15 protein-coding genes are annotated in these 17,225 nt (G+C 70.2%); 11 read left to right on the forward strand and 4 right to left on the reverse strand.

What is annotated here, in order from left to right:
• Positions 1-252: 252 nt before the first annotated feature.
• The 3 genes from AB0D67_RS37625 (at position 253) to AB0D67_RS37635 (ending at position 2,126) form a co-directional block, all read left to right on the forward strand.
• A complete protein-coding gene (locus tag AB0D67_RS37625) occupies positions 253-642 on the forward strand; it encodes a hypothetical protein (protein WP_362946775.1) in 390 nt (129 codons plus the stop codon).
• A 233-nt stretch (positions 643-875) separates the two neighbouring features.
• The gene (locus AB0D67_RS37630; protein WP_362946777.1) at positions 876-1,601 is read left to right on the forward strand and encodes a hypothetical protein; all 726 of its coding nucleotides are present in this window, start codon (positions 876-878) and stop codon (positions 1,599-1,601) included.
• Positions 1,602-1,841: 240 nt separating this feature from the next.
• Positions 1,842-2,126, forward strand: coding sequence for a hypothetical protein (locus AB0D67_RS37635; RefSeq protein WP_362946780.1), 285 nt, complete (start codon positions 1,842-1,844; stop codon positions 2,124-2,126).
• A gap of 338 nt (positions 2,127-2,464) precedes the next feature.
• On the opposite strand, the gene AB0D67_RS37640 is transcribed toward AB0D67_RS37635, so the two are convergent.
• A complete protein-coding gene (locus AB0D67_RS37640; protein ID WP_362946782.1) occupies positions 2,465-2,848 on the reverse strand; it encodes a hypothetical protein in 384 nt (127 codons plus the stop codon).
• The gene (locus AB0D67_RS37645) at positions 2,845-3,840 is read right to left on the reverse strand and encodes a recombinase family protein (RefSeq protein WP_362946784.1); all 996 of its coding nucleotides are present in this window, start codon (positions 3,838-3,840) and stop codon (positions 2,845-2,847) included. Before AB0D67_RS37645 ends, AB0D67_RS37640 begins: the two co-directional genes overlap by 4 nt.
• Before the next feature lie 534 nt (positions 3,841-4,374).
• Between AB0D67_RS37645 and AB0D67_RS37650 the strand changes: the two genes are divergently transcribed.
• The 5 genes from AB0D67_RS37650 (at position 4,375) to AB0D67_RS37670 (ending at position 6,990) form a co-directional block, all read left to right on the forward strand.
• Entirely contained in the window at positions 4,375-4,590 is a 216-nt protein-coding gene (locus AB0D67_RS37650; protein WP_362946787.1) for a hypothetical protein, read from the forward strand.
• Positions 4,587-4,922: a hypothetical protein gene (locus AB0D67_RS37655; protein WP_362946790.1), complete on the forward strand. Its 336-nt coding sequence runs from the start codon at positions 4,587-4,589 to the stop codon at positions 4,920-4,922. The genes AB0D67_RS37650 and AB0D67_RS37655 overlap by 4 nt, the downstream gene beginning before the upstream one ends.
• A 76-nt stretch (positions 4,923-4,998) precedes the next feature.
• On the forward strand, positions 4,999-5,514 hold the full coding sequence (locus AB0D67_RS37660) for a hypothetical protein (protein ID WP_362946792.1): 516 nt from the start codon (positions 4,999-5,001) through the stop codon (positions 5,512-5,514).
• Positions 5,515-5,989: 475 nt separating this feature from the next.
• Positions 5,990-6,676, forward strand: a complete 687-nt coding sequence (locus AB0D67_RS37665) for an HNH endonuclease family protein (RefSeq protein ID WP_362946794.1) — start codon at positions 5,990-5,992, stop codon at positions 6,674-6,676.
• An 86-nt stretch (positions 6,677-6,762) separates the two neighbouring features.
• Positions 6,763-6,990 carry a hypothetical protein gene (locus AB0D67_RS37670; RefSeq protein ID WP_362946796.1) on the forward strand — a complete coding sequence of 76 codons (228 nt, stop codon included), beginning with the start codon at positions 6,763-6,765 and terminating at the stop codon, positions 6,988-6,990.
• Between the two features lie 564 nt (positions 6,991-7,554).
• Here AB0D67_RS37670 and AB0D67_RS37675 read toward each other — a convergent pair.
• Positions 7,555-8,748: a transposase gene (locus tag AB0D67_RS37675; protein ID WP_362946799.1), complete on the reverse strand. Its 1,194-nt coding sequence runs from the start codon at positions 8,746-8,748 to the stop codon at positions 7,555-7,557.
• Positions 8,749-8,990: 242 nt separating this feature from the next.
• Here AB0D67_RS37675 and AB0D67_RS37680 point away from each other — a divergent pair, with 242 nt between their 5' ends.
• The gene (locus AB0D67_RS37680) at positions 8,991-13,451 is read left to right on the forward strand and encodes an SNF2-related protein (RefSeq protein WP_362946802.1); all 4,461 of its coding nucleotides are present in this window, start codon (positions 8,991-8,993) and stop codon (positions 13,449-13,451) included.
• The gene (locus AB0D67_RS37685; RefSeq protein WP_362946804.1) at positions 13,448-14,686 is read left to right on the forward strand and encodes a hypothetical protein; all 1,239 of its coding nucleotides are present in this window, start codon (positions 13,448-13,450) and stop codon (positions 14,684-14,686) included. The genes AB0D67_RS37680 and AB0D67_RS37685 overlap by 4 nt, the downstream gene beginning before the upstream one ends.
• A 524-nt stretch (positions 14,687-15,210) precedes the next feature.
• On the opposite strand, the gene AB0D67_RS37690 is transcribed toward AB0D67_RS37685, so the two are convergent.
• Entirely contained in the window at positions 15,211-16,428 is a 1,218-nt protein-coding gene (locus AB0D67_RS37690; RefSeq protein WP_362946806.1) for an MFS transporter, read from the reverse strand.
• Between the two features lie 65 nt (positions 16,429-16,493).
• On the opposite strand from AB0D67_RS37690, the gene AB0D67_RS37695 reads away from it, so the two are divergent.
• A partial coding sequence (locus tag AB0D67_RS37695) for a DUF5937 family protein (RefSeq protein WP_362946809.1) occupies positions 16,494-17,225 on the forward strand: 732 nt, incomplete at its 3' end.

A 17,225-nucleotide genomic window follows, 5' to 3' on the forward strand; every position in this document is an offset into this window, starting at 1 on the left:
GCTACCAGGCACCGAGTCTGCCTGATCAGCCGACCCGGTAGCTCCCATTAGCGGAAGGTTCGACGGATTTCCCGCCCCGTACTGCCGGCGCCCCGCGTGAGGTACTCCTGCGGCGCTGTGGCCATTCGGTCCGCCGCACCAGGGCCTATCACGTAGCCGCCGGCCCCACCAGGCACCCCAGAGGGACCCCGCCCGGCAGCCTATCGGCGGAAATCGGCAGCGCCGTCGTGGTTGCCGATCTACCGTGCGTTCATGACTCCCTCCACCAGCACGGGCGAGACGATCGCACACGATGTTCGCCAGCTCTTCGCCCGCGTCGGGATACCCCAAAAGGGCGACGACGCCGCAGGCGGCTACGACATGGTCGTGCGGGGCTCGCAGGTGCGTCTGATGTGGTGGCCGCAGGAGCGGTTCAACAATCTGGCATGGAATCGCGGTGTGGACCATCCCGATCACCCGCTGTCGCGGCTTGAGAGGGCTACCACCGTCGCCATGGAGCGCGCGATGGCGGATGTGTTGTACGCAGCCGGCTTCAGCGTCGGGCTCGTGCCAGGCGTACCGAGCCGTGATGCGGACAAAACGCGCGACCCCGAGGTGTGGGTTGCCGCCTGCCCGGAGTTCAAGGCGTGGATGAGCGACTAGACCCCCTTCCATTTCCCCTTATCCCAGCCGTCTGCAGCCCCCTAGGAGAGGCCGAAGGTGTGTCTCATCGTCGCAGGGGAAGCGGTGGGCGGCCTACGCGCTGCGGCCGGACGCCGATTCACGTATCTGACATCACCGCCAACGGGCCGCCCGGAACAGACACCACCGGCCGCTCCCCGGCCAGCTGACCAATCGATCAGTCAACCGCCGACCACCCCAGAAAGAGACGACCGTTGAACGCCATGCACCCAGACCTGAATCTCACCGACCCCCGCAAGGGCTACACCCACTTCGTCCTCTACACCGAGCCCTCGATCGGCATCGCGGGCGCCGCGTGGAACGCCACGCTCTCCATCGAAAGGCACTCCCCGTACGTCCAGGAGTGGCTGAGCAGGCTTGAGCGGTGCGAGCCGAACCCGTTGCACGCCACGCTCGTGGACAACCAGGAGATCCCCAAGCTGTTCCACCGGTGCGTGGATGAGGACAAAGACAGCCCTTCGGCGATCAAAGGGGTGGGCTGCACTTGCCGCCGTACTTGGTATGACATGGAGTTCGGCCTGCCCGTTGTCGGCCGGCATTTCCGCGGCTCCGGCGGCGTTAACGACCGCTGGACCTACACCACGTATACGCCGCTGGACCTGCGCCCCAGCGATGTCTTCTCCTCCGTGGTCATTGACCACGGCCTGTTTTGGGTGCGAACCGCCGCCGGCGTGTTGTCGTTCCTGCCGCAGCGGGAAAGGCGTGGCTACGGCGCCGGACCAGACTCTGGCACCGGGGGCAGCACCGCGTTCGCCGCCTACCTCCAGCAGCTGGTCGACTCCGATGGGCGAAACACCGCCGCCTCGGTGCACCCCTCCGACGACCTGGACCCGCGGATCCACGCATGGGTCCGTAGCGAGGCTGCCGGACAACGACAGGAGCTGACGTTGAGGGACCTGGAGGCCATCTGCCGCTGCTGACTACCGTCCCGAACGGTGTCAGGCTCCCAAGGGTTCAGGCCGCACGACCGCCTCTTCGGCGAGCGGGTTGGCGGGTACACGGCGGCCTGGGCTGTCGCGGTTCGCTGCTGGCAGGGATGGCCGGCCCGGCAGGATCCTGCACGGTTGTGATGTTGTCCGTCAGCTCTCCCTGCGACAGGGACTCGCCGTGGAGACCGGCGAGAATAGGTGATCTGCGGCTCCACCCGTTTCATGGCCGAGATGGCCGAGGCCGCTCTGCGGGAGACCACAGCTGGAAAGATCGTCGTCAAGCCGAGTTACGACATGACGTCGCCGCACGAACTGTGGGCCGATCCTGCCGAGGCCGAGGCCGAGGCACTGAAGGTTCGGCTCGGTGATCTGCACCGGGCGAAGATCCGGCTCGCCGATGAGGTGCTCGTCGTCGGCGACTGCATCGGAGACAGCGCCCGAGCCGAAATCGCCTACGCCCGGTCGCTGGGCAAGCCCGTGCGGTTCACGCACCCCGACGTCGACCCCGACGCCTGACCGCCCCCATGCCCTCCGCAGGCACCCCGTGGCATTGATCATCTGGGGTCATGAGAACTCCTTCCGTAGGCGGCGGAGGAGGTGGAGCGGCACCGGTTACGGGTGCGCGTCTTCATGCCCGGCATAGCCGGGCATCGGCCTTGAGAGCCGCTGGGCGGCCGCATCGGGTCGGTGGTTGCCGAGGCGCCGGTGTAAGCGCCCGGCCACCGGTGGCTTCCCGGGCGATGAGGGCCGTCACCGTGTCTTGGCCAGACGCTATAGCGGGCAAGATTCCTCTCGCATCGGTGCGGTGCGCAGCACCTGCGGCCGGGCGCGGCACAGTGATCTGCGCGGTCGCCTCAGCCGGGGTGGTCACGCAGTGCCGCTTGGGCGTCGATGACGCGGACCTGGCAGGCATGGGCGGTGTCGGCCCAGGAGGTCGCCTCCGCCCGCAGCGCCTGCACCGCCTCTCGCAGGGCGGTCTCGTAGCGCAGACGCGCCGCGGCGAGCGCGTCGAGCTCGGCCGACTGCGGACGCAGCCGCACGGGCGGTGCCGTGAGGGTACCGAGGCGCAGCGCCAGCGCCTGCTGTGCGCTGGCCTGCAGCTCGCGCAGCGTACGGCCGTGTACGACGACGCCGTGCGCATCGGCCCGGGTGATCCACCGCCGCTCCAGCCGGACAGCCGACACGACGACGTCCTCCTGCTCGGGGGCAAGGTCGGCCGCGGGTTCGTCGCCGGTCACGCGATCGCCTCCAGGGCGGTGATGACCTCATCGGCCACCGCGGCCGGCAGGTCCCCGTGAGGCAGCACGAGCCGGCGGCCGGCGGCCTCGTACAGAATGTGGGTGTCGCTCTGACGTACCGTCGTGAGCTCGATCCCCCGCTGGGCGGCGGCCTCGCGCACGCGATCCCAGCCTGGCGCCTGGCGCTGGCGCAGCTGTGCGGTCACCAGCTGAGTCTGGTGCCACTGCTCGAGAGGCACGATCACTGGGTGGGCCTGCTGGCGAGACCAGATCCACTCGGCGATGGGGTTCATCCGGCTGCGGTTCGTTCTGGCCGCGCACCGGTTGAAAACCTGAAAACCGGTGTATTTAGGTTGAAAGAGCATTTTCCGGACTCGTCGTGCGGCCCACGGCACCTGCCCCTCGGCCAACGGATGCCGGTCAAGGTGCGCGGCCAGCACACGAGCGATCTCCCCATCTGGCAGCCGCTCAACGCGGCGGAGCCGAAAGACCTCCCGCACCGTGTCGGCGCGGCGGGCGTCGGGGTGCAGCGCCAGGCGCATCTTCGGGCGGCCGCCGCCGAACCTGTTGGCGGCCGGCGGGGCATCAGGATCCACGACGGCGACGTAGCCGTAGCAGGCCGGGCCGTGCCGGTAGCCGTCGGCGGTGTGCTGGCGCTGGCCGCGCATGGACTGCTCCAGCAGCTCATGCCGGTAGATCTCGGCCCGAACCTGGGCAGTGCGCCGCAGTTCCAGCTGCCCGGTTGCCATCCCGCCCCGGGGTTCGTTGGCGCACTCCAGCGTCACCCCGCGGGAGGCCAGGTGGTATTCGACCTGGAGGCTGGGCAGCATGTCGCGGGCGACGCGACTGATGCGTTCGCACACCACCCGGTCGAGTTCGCCGCGCTCGGCCCACTCCAGCAGCTCCCGCAATCCGCCGTCGCGGGGCACGGCGACGCCGAGCCGCGCGTAGTCATCGGCGGAGCCCTGGCTGCGTTCATCCAGGCCGAGCATGCCCGACTCCACGTCCCAGAAGTGGGCGGTGAACGTCTCACCGGGGGCCAGCAGCGTGGAGGCCTCGGCGAGCTGCCCGGCGATCGAGGAGCGGGGATCTTGATTATCGCGCGTCGAGCAACGACCCAAAAATGCCGTTCTGGCCGGTCGGGTGCTGGCGGCGGCCTGATAGCCGGGCAGGTCGCTGAGATCGATGGGGGGGGTCGAACATGGGCCCGTCCTTGCATGGTCGAGGGGACGCCGAGGAGAGCCCATCTCGTGATGGGCTCCACCCCCACGCATGTGGGGAGCGTCCCCGCTCCTGCGGGGCCGACAGACAACCGGCGCAACGGCCGCCTGTGATGTGCGTCCCCCGCCCGGCGTGCCGGGGCGGGGTCGTGATCGGAACGAGCTTTACGGTGCCATGCGCGCCCCCCGCACGGCAAGCGGGAACGCAACACCGCCACCGCGGCGGCGTCAGGGGTCAGGCCCGGTCGTAGCGGACGGCATCGACGCCGCGGTGGGGCCGCCATGTGCCGTATCTGGGACAAGGTCATGGGCGACGGTGAGACCGAGCAAGAGGCCGCCGAGAACGCGGCCGTGGTCCAGAAGGCCAACCCATTCCCCCGGCTGCGAGAGCTGCTTCAGCAATGGCGGGATGCGCGCCCCGAGGTGAGCCGGTCGGAGTCTGTGAGCGATTACCTGAAGTATGACGACGCTGCTCACGCGGTCGCCCAGGCGCTCGCCGACATGCTGGGAGAGGCCCGATGAGCCTGTGGATGGTGACCGATGAGGAGCTGGCCGAGCAGCGGGACCGCGAAGCGGCGTGGCTCGATGAGGTGGCCCCGCGCTGGTTCCACGGGATCAGCCGCCCACGGCTGAACATGAACAGCCGCACCATGTGCGTGGCTGGGCAGGTGTTCGGCCACTACTGCGACCTCGGCGCGGGCTGGGGTTGGATGGACCGGGTCGCCGAGCAGTACGGATTCTGGCTCGACACCCCTGACGCAGATGGCGTCTTCTACGGCAACTACTCCATGACGTTGGACTACCTCCAGCGGATGTGGTCGGAGGAGATCGAGCGCCACCTCACCGCAGCCTGATCCCTCCCCGAAATCCTCGGGCCCGTCGATTCTTCGGCGGGCCCTTCTTCATGCCCTCATACCGAAGGAGAACAAGATGTCCGTACTGGTCTTCGTCCTGCCCGAGCTCCAGGAGTACGAGGAGCGGGCCGCGGCCGGCGCGACGGTGATGGACGAGCACGCGATCAACTGGCACTGGGTGGTCGAGCCGACCGTCGTGGACATGGAGCACGGATCCCACTGCGTGATCGGCCAGTACCTCGGTGACTGGGAGATCCACCACTTCGAACTCGGTCTGGACGACGACGAGCTGCTCTCCCACGGCTTCTACCTCGTCGACGGCACCGAGGCCCAGTACGCCGCGCTCAACCAGGCGTGGCGCACGGAGATCAACACCCGGCGTGAGCGGGACCGCACGACGAAGATCTGGACTCGGCACCTCGGCGAGCTGCTGGTGGGTGATCTGCTGGAGGGGGCCAAGCACCCCATGCCCTCCGAGATCACCCGCGGGTTCAGCGACGCGGCCGGCCGGTGGGGCGTTCGTGAGCTGCACCGGTTGATCCGTGCAGCTGAGGGCTACACCGCCTCTGGTGGCCCGAAGGGGGAAGCATGAGTCAAAAGGAGCCGCTCCCGCTGGTTGGTTACCTGGAGATCTGCCTACGGGCGGGGGTGCAACGGCCCGTTGTCACCATGTGGCGGAAGCGGAGCAAGGACTTTCCCCAGCCCGTGGCGGAGCTCCGTCTCGGCCCAGTCTGGTGGTGGCCGGACGTGGAGGAGTGGCTCCGGACCACGGGACGTCGTACTGACGCAGGGTGGTCCCTGGCCGACGTGAAGCAGACTGGTCGGAAGTTCCCCGGGCCGCCGGGCTCAGAAAAGATGAAATAGCCCCGAACCGTGAAGGTCGGGCGCAGGCGCACCGTGAACGTGTCACTGACTGCCGCGGGGATGGCGGTGGGGTGGATGGCGAAGGTGGCTGAGCCGTCGGTGAACAGCTGGGCGCGCGGCCTGCCCGTTGGCCGACGACGCCGATCATGTCGTTAGAGCCGGCGGCCCGTGGGAACCATCAGGGTGTGCTGACCCCCCGGCGTATGAGCGCTGTTGTCCTGTCCGGCGTGCTGATCACCGCCGCTCCCTTGCCCGCTTCGGCGGCCGTGGCCGCACCGGCTCACCAGGCCGGCGCCGCGCGTCTGCCGACCCCGATCGCCGCGGCCGCGGCCCGCGACGCCCTGGAGGCGCTGACGGTCGCCGCGCCCCGCGCCATGACGGGCTACAGCCGCGCGAAGTTTCCGCACTGGATGAGCCAGTCCCGTAAAGGCGCAGGCTGCGACACCCGGGAGGTGGTGCTGGCTCGCGACGGCCAGGGCGTCGAACGCGACAGCGAGTGCCGGGCCGTCTCCGGGGTGTGGAAGTCGTTGTATGACGGTCGCCGCTACACTCGGGCCGCCAGCGTCGACATCGACCACGTCGTTCCGTTGGCGAACGCCTGGCGCAGCGGAGCCGACGCCTGGAGCACCCAGCGACGCCGGGCGTTCGCCAACGACCTGACCCGGCCGCAGCTGATCGCCGTCTCGGCTGCCTCTAACCGCTCCAAGGGCGACCAGAGCCCCGATCAGTGGCAGCCGCCGCTAGGAACCTCCTGGTGCCTGTACTCCCGCGCCTGGGTACAGGTCAAACAGCACTACAGCCTGACGGTCACCGCTGCGGAGAAGACCACGCTGCGCCAGATGCTGAACACCTGCCCGGCGCCCGTGGCCGGGACGGCTCGGGCCCGATGAATGCCGGATGAGCGGCGGAAAAAGGGGGAAATGTGATGAGTAGCCGCCGCTCTGAGGTGCGTGCCGTCGCCGGACCGGGCGGGGTCATGACCGATGAGGTCGGGGTGATCACCGGAGAGCTCCTGATGAGCACCGAGGTCAGTGACGACCAGCTGCAGGTGCGGGTGCAGTACGCCGGCGCCGAGGAGTGGTACACCCTCACCGGCAGCCCCGTCGCGTTGAAAGAACGCACCGCCCGCTCGGCGCGCGCCGCCCTGCTGCGCGCGATTCGCCGCGGCCTGCCCGAAGGACTCCCCGGCGGCACGCTGCCATAACCCGCGCGTCTCCCACCGGCCAGAGCTCAGGCGGAAACGGCAGAGCATGGTGAGTACTGACTCCAGGGCTGTGAAGTACCCGTGCCCGGCCGGTGCCCACGGCGGTTCGTCGCACCGGGGTCTTCACGAGCGGAGCCGACCCGGAGAAGCGAGGCGAGCTCAGCTTTGCGCCAGCCTGGACAGGTGAGCAGGCGCGGGTAACCGGGGCACGGCTCGCATCCGCTGATCGGGGCGGATCCGCAGGGCCGACTCCTGTGTGCTGAGGCGGCAGCGACGACCGGCTAATGGTCTGCGCGGCCATCGCCCAGATACGTTCGCAGGCCGTGCCCGCCCCGCACTGAGGTGATGACCTGCGCTGCGGACGCGACCTCGATTACGGTGATCGATGCAGGCCGCCTGTCCAGGCGGCCAGGCGCGTGATCCGACCGGCGCCGCCGGACCCGGTGGTGTGCCGCGCCTGGCTCGGTTCGACTGTTGACGGCCTGTGCGGCTCATTCACCGATCGGGAGGTTTTCGCCGACTTGACATCCTCCCCCGCTTGAAAGCGGGGGATTCCAACCGTCTCTACGCTGGCAGGAGGACAGGTTGCGGTTCACGGTTCACCGGCCCGCCCAACGGCGGGCCTCCCCGTGCAGCGACGGCATGCCCTGCCGCCATGTCGCGTATGTTCTTGGCCGCGTTGACGTCGGCGTTGGCCTGGCGCCCGCAGGCGACGCACCGGAAGAGGGCTTGGCTCTCGCGGCTCTTTCGGGCGATGTGCTTGCAGGCGTTGCAGGTCTGCGACGTGTAACGCGGGTTGATCTTCCGGACGCGGCCGGGAGCCTTGTGCTCCAGCCGGGTCACGAGCCGGCCCCACCCGGCGGCGAGGATGCCCCGGTTGAGGCCGGCTTTCTGGCGGACGTTCTTTCCTGGTGCTTGGAGGGTGCCGCGTGCCGACCGCGTCATGGCGCTGATCGTGAGGTCCTCGATCGCGATGACGTCGAAACGCCGCGCGAGGTCGGTGCTGGTCTTCTCGATCCAGTCTTTGCGCCGGTCGGCCTCGCGGGCTTTCAGCCGGGCGATGGCGGCCTTCACCGTGGCCCGGCGGTTGGATCCGCGCTTGGCGCGGGCGAGCTTGCGCTGAAGCCGCACCAGGCGGCCCTTCTCGGCCTGCCGCAGGGCGGGGGCGTGCAGCAGCTCCCCGGTGGACAGCGCGGCCGAGACGGTGACGCCCCGGTCGACGCCGACGACCTCGCCGGTGCCGGGCGCGGGAAGCGGTTCGGGGACGGCGGCGAACGCCACATGCCAGCGACCGGCCCGGTCGCGGGTGATGCGATAGGACTTCACGCCATCGGGGACGGCGCGCGACCAGCGGAACCGCACCCACCCCACCTTGGGGACCTTGACCTCGCCCGCGTTGCGCGACACCCGGTGCACATGGCCGGGCTTGACCGCGACGATCCGGAACCCCTCGCTGTGACCGCGCCTGCGCCACGTCGGCCGTTTGTGGGTCTTGCCGAAGAAGTTCGCCATCGCCTGGTGAAAGTCTTTGAGCGCCTGCTGCTGCACGATGATCGACCCCGCTCGCAGCCACGCGAACTCGGCGCGCGCCTCAGTGAGCTGACGGCACTGTTCGGCGAAGCCCGGGGCGGACCTGATGCCCGGACGCCAGTGGGCGTGCTGCTCCACGGCGAGGTTCCACACGAACCGGGCGTGCCCGCAATGCTCCGCCAGCGCCACTTCCTGGGCAGGCGAAGGCCGAAGCCGATAGCGGGACATACCGATCAACCTAACGGAACCCTCCGACAAAACCGGGAGGCCACCGTGCCGGGCCGTTCTGCGTTTCCTCCCCGCCCTGAAGGACGGGGCATCCACGCTGTAGGTGTCTGGTGACGATCCGGCCCACTCCGCTGACGACCGCCGATTTCCTCAAGAAACGCGCCCAGGACAAAGAACAGCGGGAGCTTCGCGGCGGTGATGCGGCCGCGTTTCGGCGGCTGGAGGAGCGGGAGTTCAGCCGCTTGCTGTCTCGGGCGCACGCGGACGGCCTGTGGCCGGAGGCGTTCGTTGCCGAGGTGACCCGGCGGGCCGGGACGGGCCGGTTGCGTACCCGAGACCTGCGGACTCTTTTGCTGGACAGCACGGCCGCATCCGCGCAGGTGCATGCGGCCCGCTCGGCTGCGTGGACGGCGCTGGCCGCGTCGGCTCCGGAGCGTGCCACTGCCGTTCTCGTCTCACAAGCCCAGGCGGCCGAAGCGGTGTTCGTGCTGCGCACACTGCCGACCGCCCAAGGGTCGGGCCGTTTCGGGGCGCAGGCGGGGTGGCGGACTCCGGAGGGGTTCGTCCACGGTCTGGCCGTCTACGCCGACCAGCTCAAGGCGGCTCGGCACCAGGCCGCGGTGAGCCTGCTGGGGCATGTGTGCGCGGTTCAGCCGGTGGTGCAGGAATCCAGCGATGGCCCTCACTGGCAGCCGGTCGTCGCCGGTGCCGCCGCGTCCGTGGCGCCGGCGGTCACGCTGTCGGCCGACGGTTTCCGCGCGCAGCTACGGCAGGCGTGCGCGCAGGCCGCCGTGGCACCGGCCATGGCGGCAGAGATCGCGGCCCGGGCCAGCGCCGGCATGCTGGATGCGCGCGATATGCACCTGGTGCTGTTTCAGGCACCGGCTCCGCAGTGGGAGCCGGCCCGCCGGGCCATCATGGATGTGGTCGCCGTCGGTGAAGGGCTCGCACCGGCGATCCTCAACCTCCATGCGACCGCCGCCGAGGGGCCCACCCCGGTGTACGAAGACACCGTCATCCCGGCAGCCACCCAGGACCAGACGCGGTTTCACACGACGCTGACCTACGATTGCGGCGCCGGTCTCCTGCGCGCCGACAGCGGGCCGCAGCGTTCGAAAAAGCACGCCCGCCGCACCGCCGCGGCCGCCCTCGTGGCTCAGCTGACCGGGCTGGCGTTGCCGGAGCCTGCGCAGGCACCGGAGCCTGCGCCGCCGGTGGGGCCGCTCGCGCCGGGCAAGAACCCGCTCAGCGCGTTGAACGAGCTCACGCAGATCGGGTTGATCACCGACGTGGCCTGGGAGGTCCCCCCCGCAGTCAGCGGCACGCAGCCGCTGTTCACCTGCCAGGGCACCTGCCGCTTCAAAGGCCGCGACCTCACCGCGACAGGAAACGGGCTGAGTAAAAGCGCGGCGCGTGAGCAGGCGGCCCACGCGCTGCTGAATCTGATCGTCGCCGCCGATGAGCCCCGGCCGACCGCGCCCCGGCAGGCGGTGCCCGCGATCACGCCGCCGGCGGCGGGCAAAGACCCCCGCGGCGCGCTGAACTCCTTACAGCAAAAGGGCGTCATCACCGACGTCGAGGCGGACTACTCAACCACCGGCCCGGCGCATCGGCGCCAGTTTTGCTGCACCCTGTCGTGCCGCTATCAGGAGCAGAGGGTTCAGGCCCAAGGGTGCGCGCCGAACAAGCGCACCTCCTACCTGGAGGCCGCGCGGGCGCTGCTCGCCCGCCTGGCACTGACACCCGCCGCGCCCGCCGAGGACGAGGACGCATCACCGACGTCGGCCCCGCCCACGACAGCGGCCCTCACGCCGTCCCCGCCGGTCGCGCTGGTTGCGCACACGCCCACGCAGACGCTGCGGGCCGTGCGGCTGCTGGAGGAGGCCTTGCGGGCGGGGGCCGCGGTGAGCGCGGACCTGAGCGGCAGCGCCGCCCGACTGGTGCTCTACCGCCCTGACGGCGACCCCATGGCCGAGGCCGACCTACCCGCGCCGCTGCGGACAGAACACCTCGAGCTGGTGCTGCCCGGCGTCGGCGTCGGCGTGCGCGCCACGGCGGCCCGGGTATGGGCGGTGCCGCTGAGGCTGCTGGCCGGAGTATTGGCCCGGCTGACGGGAGAAGGCCTGCACCCCAGCGCGCAGATCTGGCGGGCCGTTGTGCGCCTGGGCCTTGAGGCCATCGCCCAAGAGCGCGTGTACCCGGGCACCGACTCCGCCGGATACGACACCTGGCGCCTGGGACCCCTGACGTCTCGGCAGCGGGCCGACGCCGCCGGGCTCACTGAGGCGATGCCCCCCTACGCCCACTGCGTCGCAGCCGCCCGCACCCCCTACCGCCTGTGGGCGCCGCGCATTGTGGTGCGCCGCGTCTTGGACGCCCTGGCTGATGCGCTCGTGCGGAGCCCGGGCAGCGCGTACGCGCTCGGCTCGGCCCCCTACACCGCGCTTCACGGCCGCCCCCAGCGTCCGGAGCTGCTGGGGTGGAGCGACCAGATCGCCGCCCTCCTTGACCCCCACCCGCCGCTCGGCCTGGTCCTGGCGATCAAACCGCCGCCCGCCGCCAGCCCCGGCGACACCGAGCTTTTGTGGGCGGTGCTGCGGATCAAGACCACCTCACCCGGCGGCCCGCCCCGGCTCGTCGACGCCGAGCAGTACCTGCCCGAGCACGGCGCCGACCCCCTCCAGCTGGAGCGCATCCGCCGCTTCCTGCGCGCCGCCGCCCGTTTCTGGCCGCCGCTGCAGCGCCTCCTGGAACACGACCGACCGAGTCGATTCACGGTGCGCGCCGCCGAAGCCGCGCTCCTGCTCGGCGAGATGGGCCAGAACCTCACCCGGGCCGGCATCGAGATCACCTGGCCCGAACAGTGGGCCCACGCCCTGGGCACCCGCACCCTGCTCAGCCCCCGCCCCGCACCCGGTGCCGGCGACAGCGCTTTTTGCCTGGACAACATCCTGGACGTGCGCTGGCAGCTGACCGTCGACGGCGAGGCCCTGACCGACGCCGAGATGGACGCCCTGGCCGCCACCGGCCGCGCCTTGGTCCACCTGCGCGGCCGCTGGCTGCTGGTCACCCCGCAAACCGCCCACCGCGCCGCCCAACGCGACCTGGGCACCCTCCCGGCGGCTGAGGCCCTGACCGCGGCCCTGGCCGGCAGCCTCACCGTCGACGGGGACCTGGTGGCGTGCGAACCGGCCGACGCGCTGGCCGATGCGGTGGAGTTCCTGCGCGTCGGCTCCCACCAGCTCATCCCCACCCCCGCCGCGCTGACGGCGACACTGCGCGACTACCAACGGCGGGGACTGGCCTGGCTTGCCAACCTCACCCGCCTCGGCTTCGGCGCGGTCCTGGCCGACGACATGGGCACCGGCAAGACCCTCACCGCCATCGCCGTGCACCTGCACCGCCGCGAGCACACTGCACGCGCCGCACCCACACTGGTCATCTGCCCGGCGTCGATGCTCGCCACCTGGGAACGCGAGATCGCCCGCTTCGCTGCGGCCACGCCCACCCGCCGCTACCACGGCGACGGCCGCACCCTCGACGGCGTGAGCGCCGATGAGGTCATCATCACCACCTACGGCACGCTGCGACGCGACGCCGACACCCTGGCCACCCGAAGCTACGACCTGATCGTCGCCGACGAGGCCCAGCAGGTCAAAAACCACCGCTCGCTGACCGCCCAGCAGCTGCGCCGGCTGACCGCCAAAGCCCGGATCGCGCTGACCGGCACCCCCGTCGAGAACGGCGTCATGGAGGCCTGGTCGATCCTGGACTGGACGAACCCCGGCCTGTTCGGCACGCACCGCACCTTCAACGACCGCTACGCCCGCCCCATCGAACGTGACCCCGGCGGTGAGGCCGCCCGCCGGCTGGCCCGCGTGCTGGCCCCCTTCCTGCTGCGGCGCCGCAAAAGCGACCCGCACATCCTCAAGGAACTGCCCGAGAAGGTCATCAGCCGCCGCTATGTGGCCCTCACCCGCGAGCAGGTCGGCCTGTATGAGGCGGTGGCGCGCCAGACCATGCAGCAGATCCGCGCCGCTGAAGCAGGCGCTGAGCGCCGCGCCCTGGTCCTCACCCTGCTCACGCAGCTGCGCCAGATCTGCAACACCCCGGCCCACTACCTGCGCGAAAGCCACGACCTCCCCTCCTACGACCCGCAGGTCCAGCGGCGGCGTTCGGGCAAGCTCACCGCTGTGGATGAGCTGCTGTCCCAGATCACCGCGGCGGATGAGTCGGCGCTGGTGTTCACCGGCTACGCCGCGATGGGCCGCCTGCTGGTGACCCACCTGCGCGCCCAGGGCATCGAGCCGTTGTTCCTGCACGGCCAGATCCCGCCCGGCCACGCCCGCCAAGCCCTCGTCGACGCCTTCCAGGCCCGCCGCAACCCGGTCATGATCCTCACGATGAAAGCGGGCGGCACCGGCCTGACCCTGACCCAAGCCGGCCACGTCATCCTGTTCGACCGGCCCTGGAATCCCGCCGTGGAGACCCAGGCCATCGACCGGGCACACCGCATCGGCCAGACCCGCGCCCTGGAGGTGCACCTGATGCAGACCGAGCAGACGATCGAAGACCGCATCGACGCCCTCCTGGAGGGCAAACGCGCCGTGGCCGACGCCGTCCTGGCACACGGGCCGACCGCGCTCGCCGACCTGTCCGATGCCGAACTGGCCGAACTCATCACCCTGGGAGCCCCCCGGTGACCGATGTCACCTCACCGTGGGCCCTGGCCTGGGAGAGGGCCCACAAGCAGGCCACCGCCAGCCCCGCCACCCTCGCCCAGGGCCACACCCTCTACCTGTCCGGCGGCGTCCCCGCCCGCCTGAACTCCCAGCCCGGGCAGATCAGCGCCCTGATCAGCCCCCGCCACGGCGAACCCGCCCGCGCCACCATCGGCATCACCCCCATCAGCCCGGCGGAACAACACACGCTCGCCGCGGCCCTCAGAGGCAGCCGCCACAAAGACGCCCTGCTGAAAGGCCAGCTTCCCGCCGCCCTCGCCGACCCCGCCCACACCGGCGGCGTCCCCATCGCCCCCAGCGCCGCCCAGGTGACCTTCACCTGCGACTGCCGGCAAGCACCGTGCCGGCACACCGCCGCCCTCGGCCACGCCCTCACCCAGCGCCTGCACGCCACCCCCTCCCTGCTGATGACGTTGCGTGGCCTTTCCCACCGGCAGCTGAGCAACCTCCTGCACGCCCCCGACCTCACCAGCGCACCGACACCCGAACAGCACGATTCGCCCCGCACGCCGCCCCACCCGGCAGGCCCCTACATCGCCGCCCACCAGGCCTACCAACACTGGAACAACACCGCACCGCCCCCTGCCCCGCGCACGAACACCATCGACGAGGGCGAGGCGTCCCCGCAGACCTTCACGCACCTGGAGCTGCCCGAACCCCCGGCGCCCACCCCCTCCCTGCAGCTGCTCAGCCACCTGGCGCGGGAAGCCGCCCGCCAAGCCCAGCACCTTCTGGCCGACAACACCCTGCTCGAGACCGACCCGGTCGCCGACGCCGTGCGCCTGACCGCTTCCCTGCCCGCCGGGGAGCGCGCAGAGATCACCGCCTACCGGCTCGACCTGGAACCCCACGCCTTCCGCCGGCTGTTGAACACCTACGCGCTGGCCGGCGCCCCCGGCATCCACACCACCCGCCACCCCTACCCCGACGACCCCGAGCTCCTCCAGCACGCCGCCGCGGCCATCACCCCGCTACGCCCGGACGCGGCCACCGCGCTGATCACCGCCGACAACCGCATCACCGACCCCGCGACCGACATCGAGATCCGCCACGGACATGACGGCAGGTGGTACCCCTTCGCCGCCGCCGGCCACGACTGGCACCTCATCGCCCCTGCCAGCGACGACCCGGCCGACGCCTACCAGAACGCGCTCACCACCCTGGACGCCCGCACCCGCCCACGACAGCCGAGGTAGGTCCCCGCAGCCAGCGGCTCGCACCGCCGGGCAGCACAACAGCCCGGCCTGAGCCTATGGCCGGCACCCCGGGCGAAAGACACGCCAGCGACCGTTGACCATCCTCCTGACGCCGCAGCGCAGGGCTAAGCCGCCCAGACCGGTCCGGCCGGAGATCAGCAGGGACGGCACCGGACCGCACCCGGCAGGGTGGGCGCGGGCCTCGTGCGAGCGAGACCAACGGTTTCAGACATCAAGAAAGTCCTTACCCGATCTTGTTCTCTTCGGAGAATCAACAGGTCACAGGCCCGCTGAGACGATGTCATCATCGATGGACGTGGCACGTGAAAAGATCACCGGTAGCGAGCAGGAACACCTCGCTGTGCTGCGCGACCGGTTCCTGTATCCAGGCGAGCGCTCCTTCCAGAGCCGGCAAGGGGTGTTCACGAATGGGTTTGGCCAGCGGCTGAGACTGGGCACGGAAGATCGCTTCCCGCGAGAGTGTTGATCGTTTCCCACCGCCGCCCCACGAGGTCCACGAAGGTTCAGCGACGCATGGCACGGATCAGTACAGGCATCGCGACGAGCAAGGCGATTCCTCTCAGCGCCCCGGCGACCGGGTACGGCGCGCGCAGTCCGAATAGGTGCGCCACCAGCCCACCGGCCAGCGCCCCGAGCGGGATCAGTCCCCAGCCGAGCATCCTGTAGACGCTGTTGACCCTGCCGAGCAGCTCGGACGGCACGATCCGTTGCCGGAGGCTGACGGTCACGATGTTCCAGAGCGTGGTGACGAAGCCGTTGACGGCGAGCAGGGCGCCGAGCACGATCACGTTGGGGCTCAGCCCGATCCCGATGAAGATGACGACGTTCGTGATAAGCGCGGCAAGGAGCGCGGAAAGCTCGCCCATCCTCTGGACGAGGCGCGCGCTGACCAACCCCCCGAGCAGACTGCCGATCGCGGCGCCGGCGAGCAGCAGTCCGTAACCGGGCGCGTCCAGGCGCAGCGTCTGAGTCGCCAGCAGGACCAAGGAGACGTTGCCGAGCTGAAAGCAGAAGGTGTTGACGCCGAGCAGGATGGCGAGGGTGCGCAGCAGCCGGTGACGGGCCAGCCAGCGCAGGCCGTCCGCGATCGCCGTCCGCATCGGTGGATGCTCGATTCGCTCGCGCCTGCGCCTGGGCAACGTCGCCAGCAGCGCGGCGGACAGGGCGAAGGAGGCGGCGTCCGCACCGAACGGCAACGCCACGGCGACCGCGAACAGCAGGCTGCCGACCGGTGGCCCTGCGAACTGCAAGCCGACCGTGGTGATTACCTGCTGATGTCCGTTCGCTTTGTGCAGCAGCGGTTCGGCGACGATGTCCGGCAGCACCGCTTGCGCCGCGTTGGCGAAAACGACCGTACATGCTCCCAGCCCGAAGGCGGTGATCGCGAGTACCGGGATGCCGATCTGGCCGAAAGCGGCAAGGACCGCGATGACAGCGACGATCAATGCCTGGATCGCTTGAGTGCGCCACATGAGGGCGACGCGGTCGTGCCGGTCGACGAGCGCGCCGGCGGGCAGGGCCAGCAGCAGCCAGGGCAGGTATGTCGCCGCGGACACGATCGACACGAGCCGGGGGTCGCGTGTGACCGTGACGGCCAGCAGGGGAACAGCCGCGGTGAACGCCCCGTCGCCGACGCTGTTGATACCGGTCGCCCACCACAACCGCCAGTAGTCCGTGGACAAGCGTGGTTCGGTCTCACGTTGTGTCAGGTTCCGTGCCATGGGGTGATCTTCAGGTGCCAGGCGTCGTCACGACAGTATTTAGGCGAGTGCTACATACTCGATCTGTGGCGCTGACGATCGATCTCGGTGTGAGGGAGTTGGCGGCGACCCGGTTCGCGATCTCGCCGTTGTCGGAGACCGTGTCCGGCCTGCAGCAGCTGGGTGATCTTGATCGGAACCCGTTCCACCTGCGGTGGCTTCGGTGGGCGGCGGATGAGCTCGCGAGAAATCCTCTGGATCTCTCGCATACATGGCCACTGCTCTTCAGCGACCGGCCAGGCTGGCCGGAGTTCCTGGTTCCCGCCCCGCTCGGCTCGGGGGGATCCATCGACGACGACCTTGCCGCGTTGTGCAGGACGCCCGCATCTCAGGTGCGAGTCAGCCTTCGGCGCGTGTTCGGCGAAAGCCTCCCCGCATCAGCCGCCGCGCTTGCTGAACAGCCGGCGGCGGGACTGCGTGCGATCGCCGCAGAACTGCGCGCGGTACACGACCGGCTCATCGCGCCACACTGGTCACGGATCCGGGCCGTACTCGATGCGGATGTCATCCATCGGGCCAAGCAAATGGCCGCGGGCGGTGCCGAGAGGTTGTTCGCCGACCTGCATCCGGATCTGAGCTGGCGCGATGGTCAGCTGAAGCTGGGGGGAGCACGGTGGCGGGTCGAGCGTGTCGTGGAGCGCGGTCCGGGTGGGCTGGTGCTCATGCCGGTTGTTCTCGGCTCACCCTACGTGCTGATCAAGAAAAGGACGTCTACCCAGACCACAGTGCGCTATCCGGCACGAGGCGTCGGGGCGCTG

Origin of the sequence: Streptosporangium sp. NPDC048047, assembly GCF_040653115.1 — a bacterium.
Taxonomy (GTDB): domain Bacteria; phylum Actinomycetota; class Actinomycetes; order Streptosporangiales; family Streptosporangiaceae; genus Streptosporangium.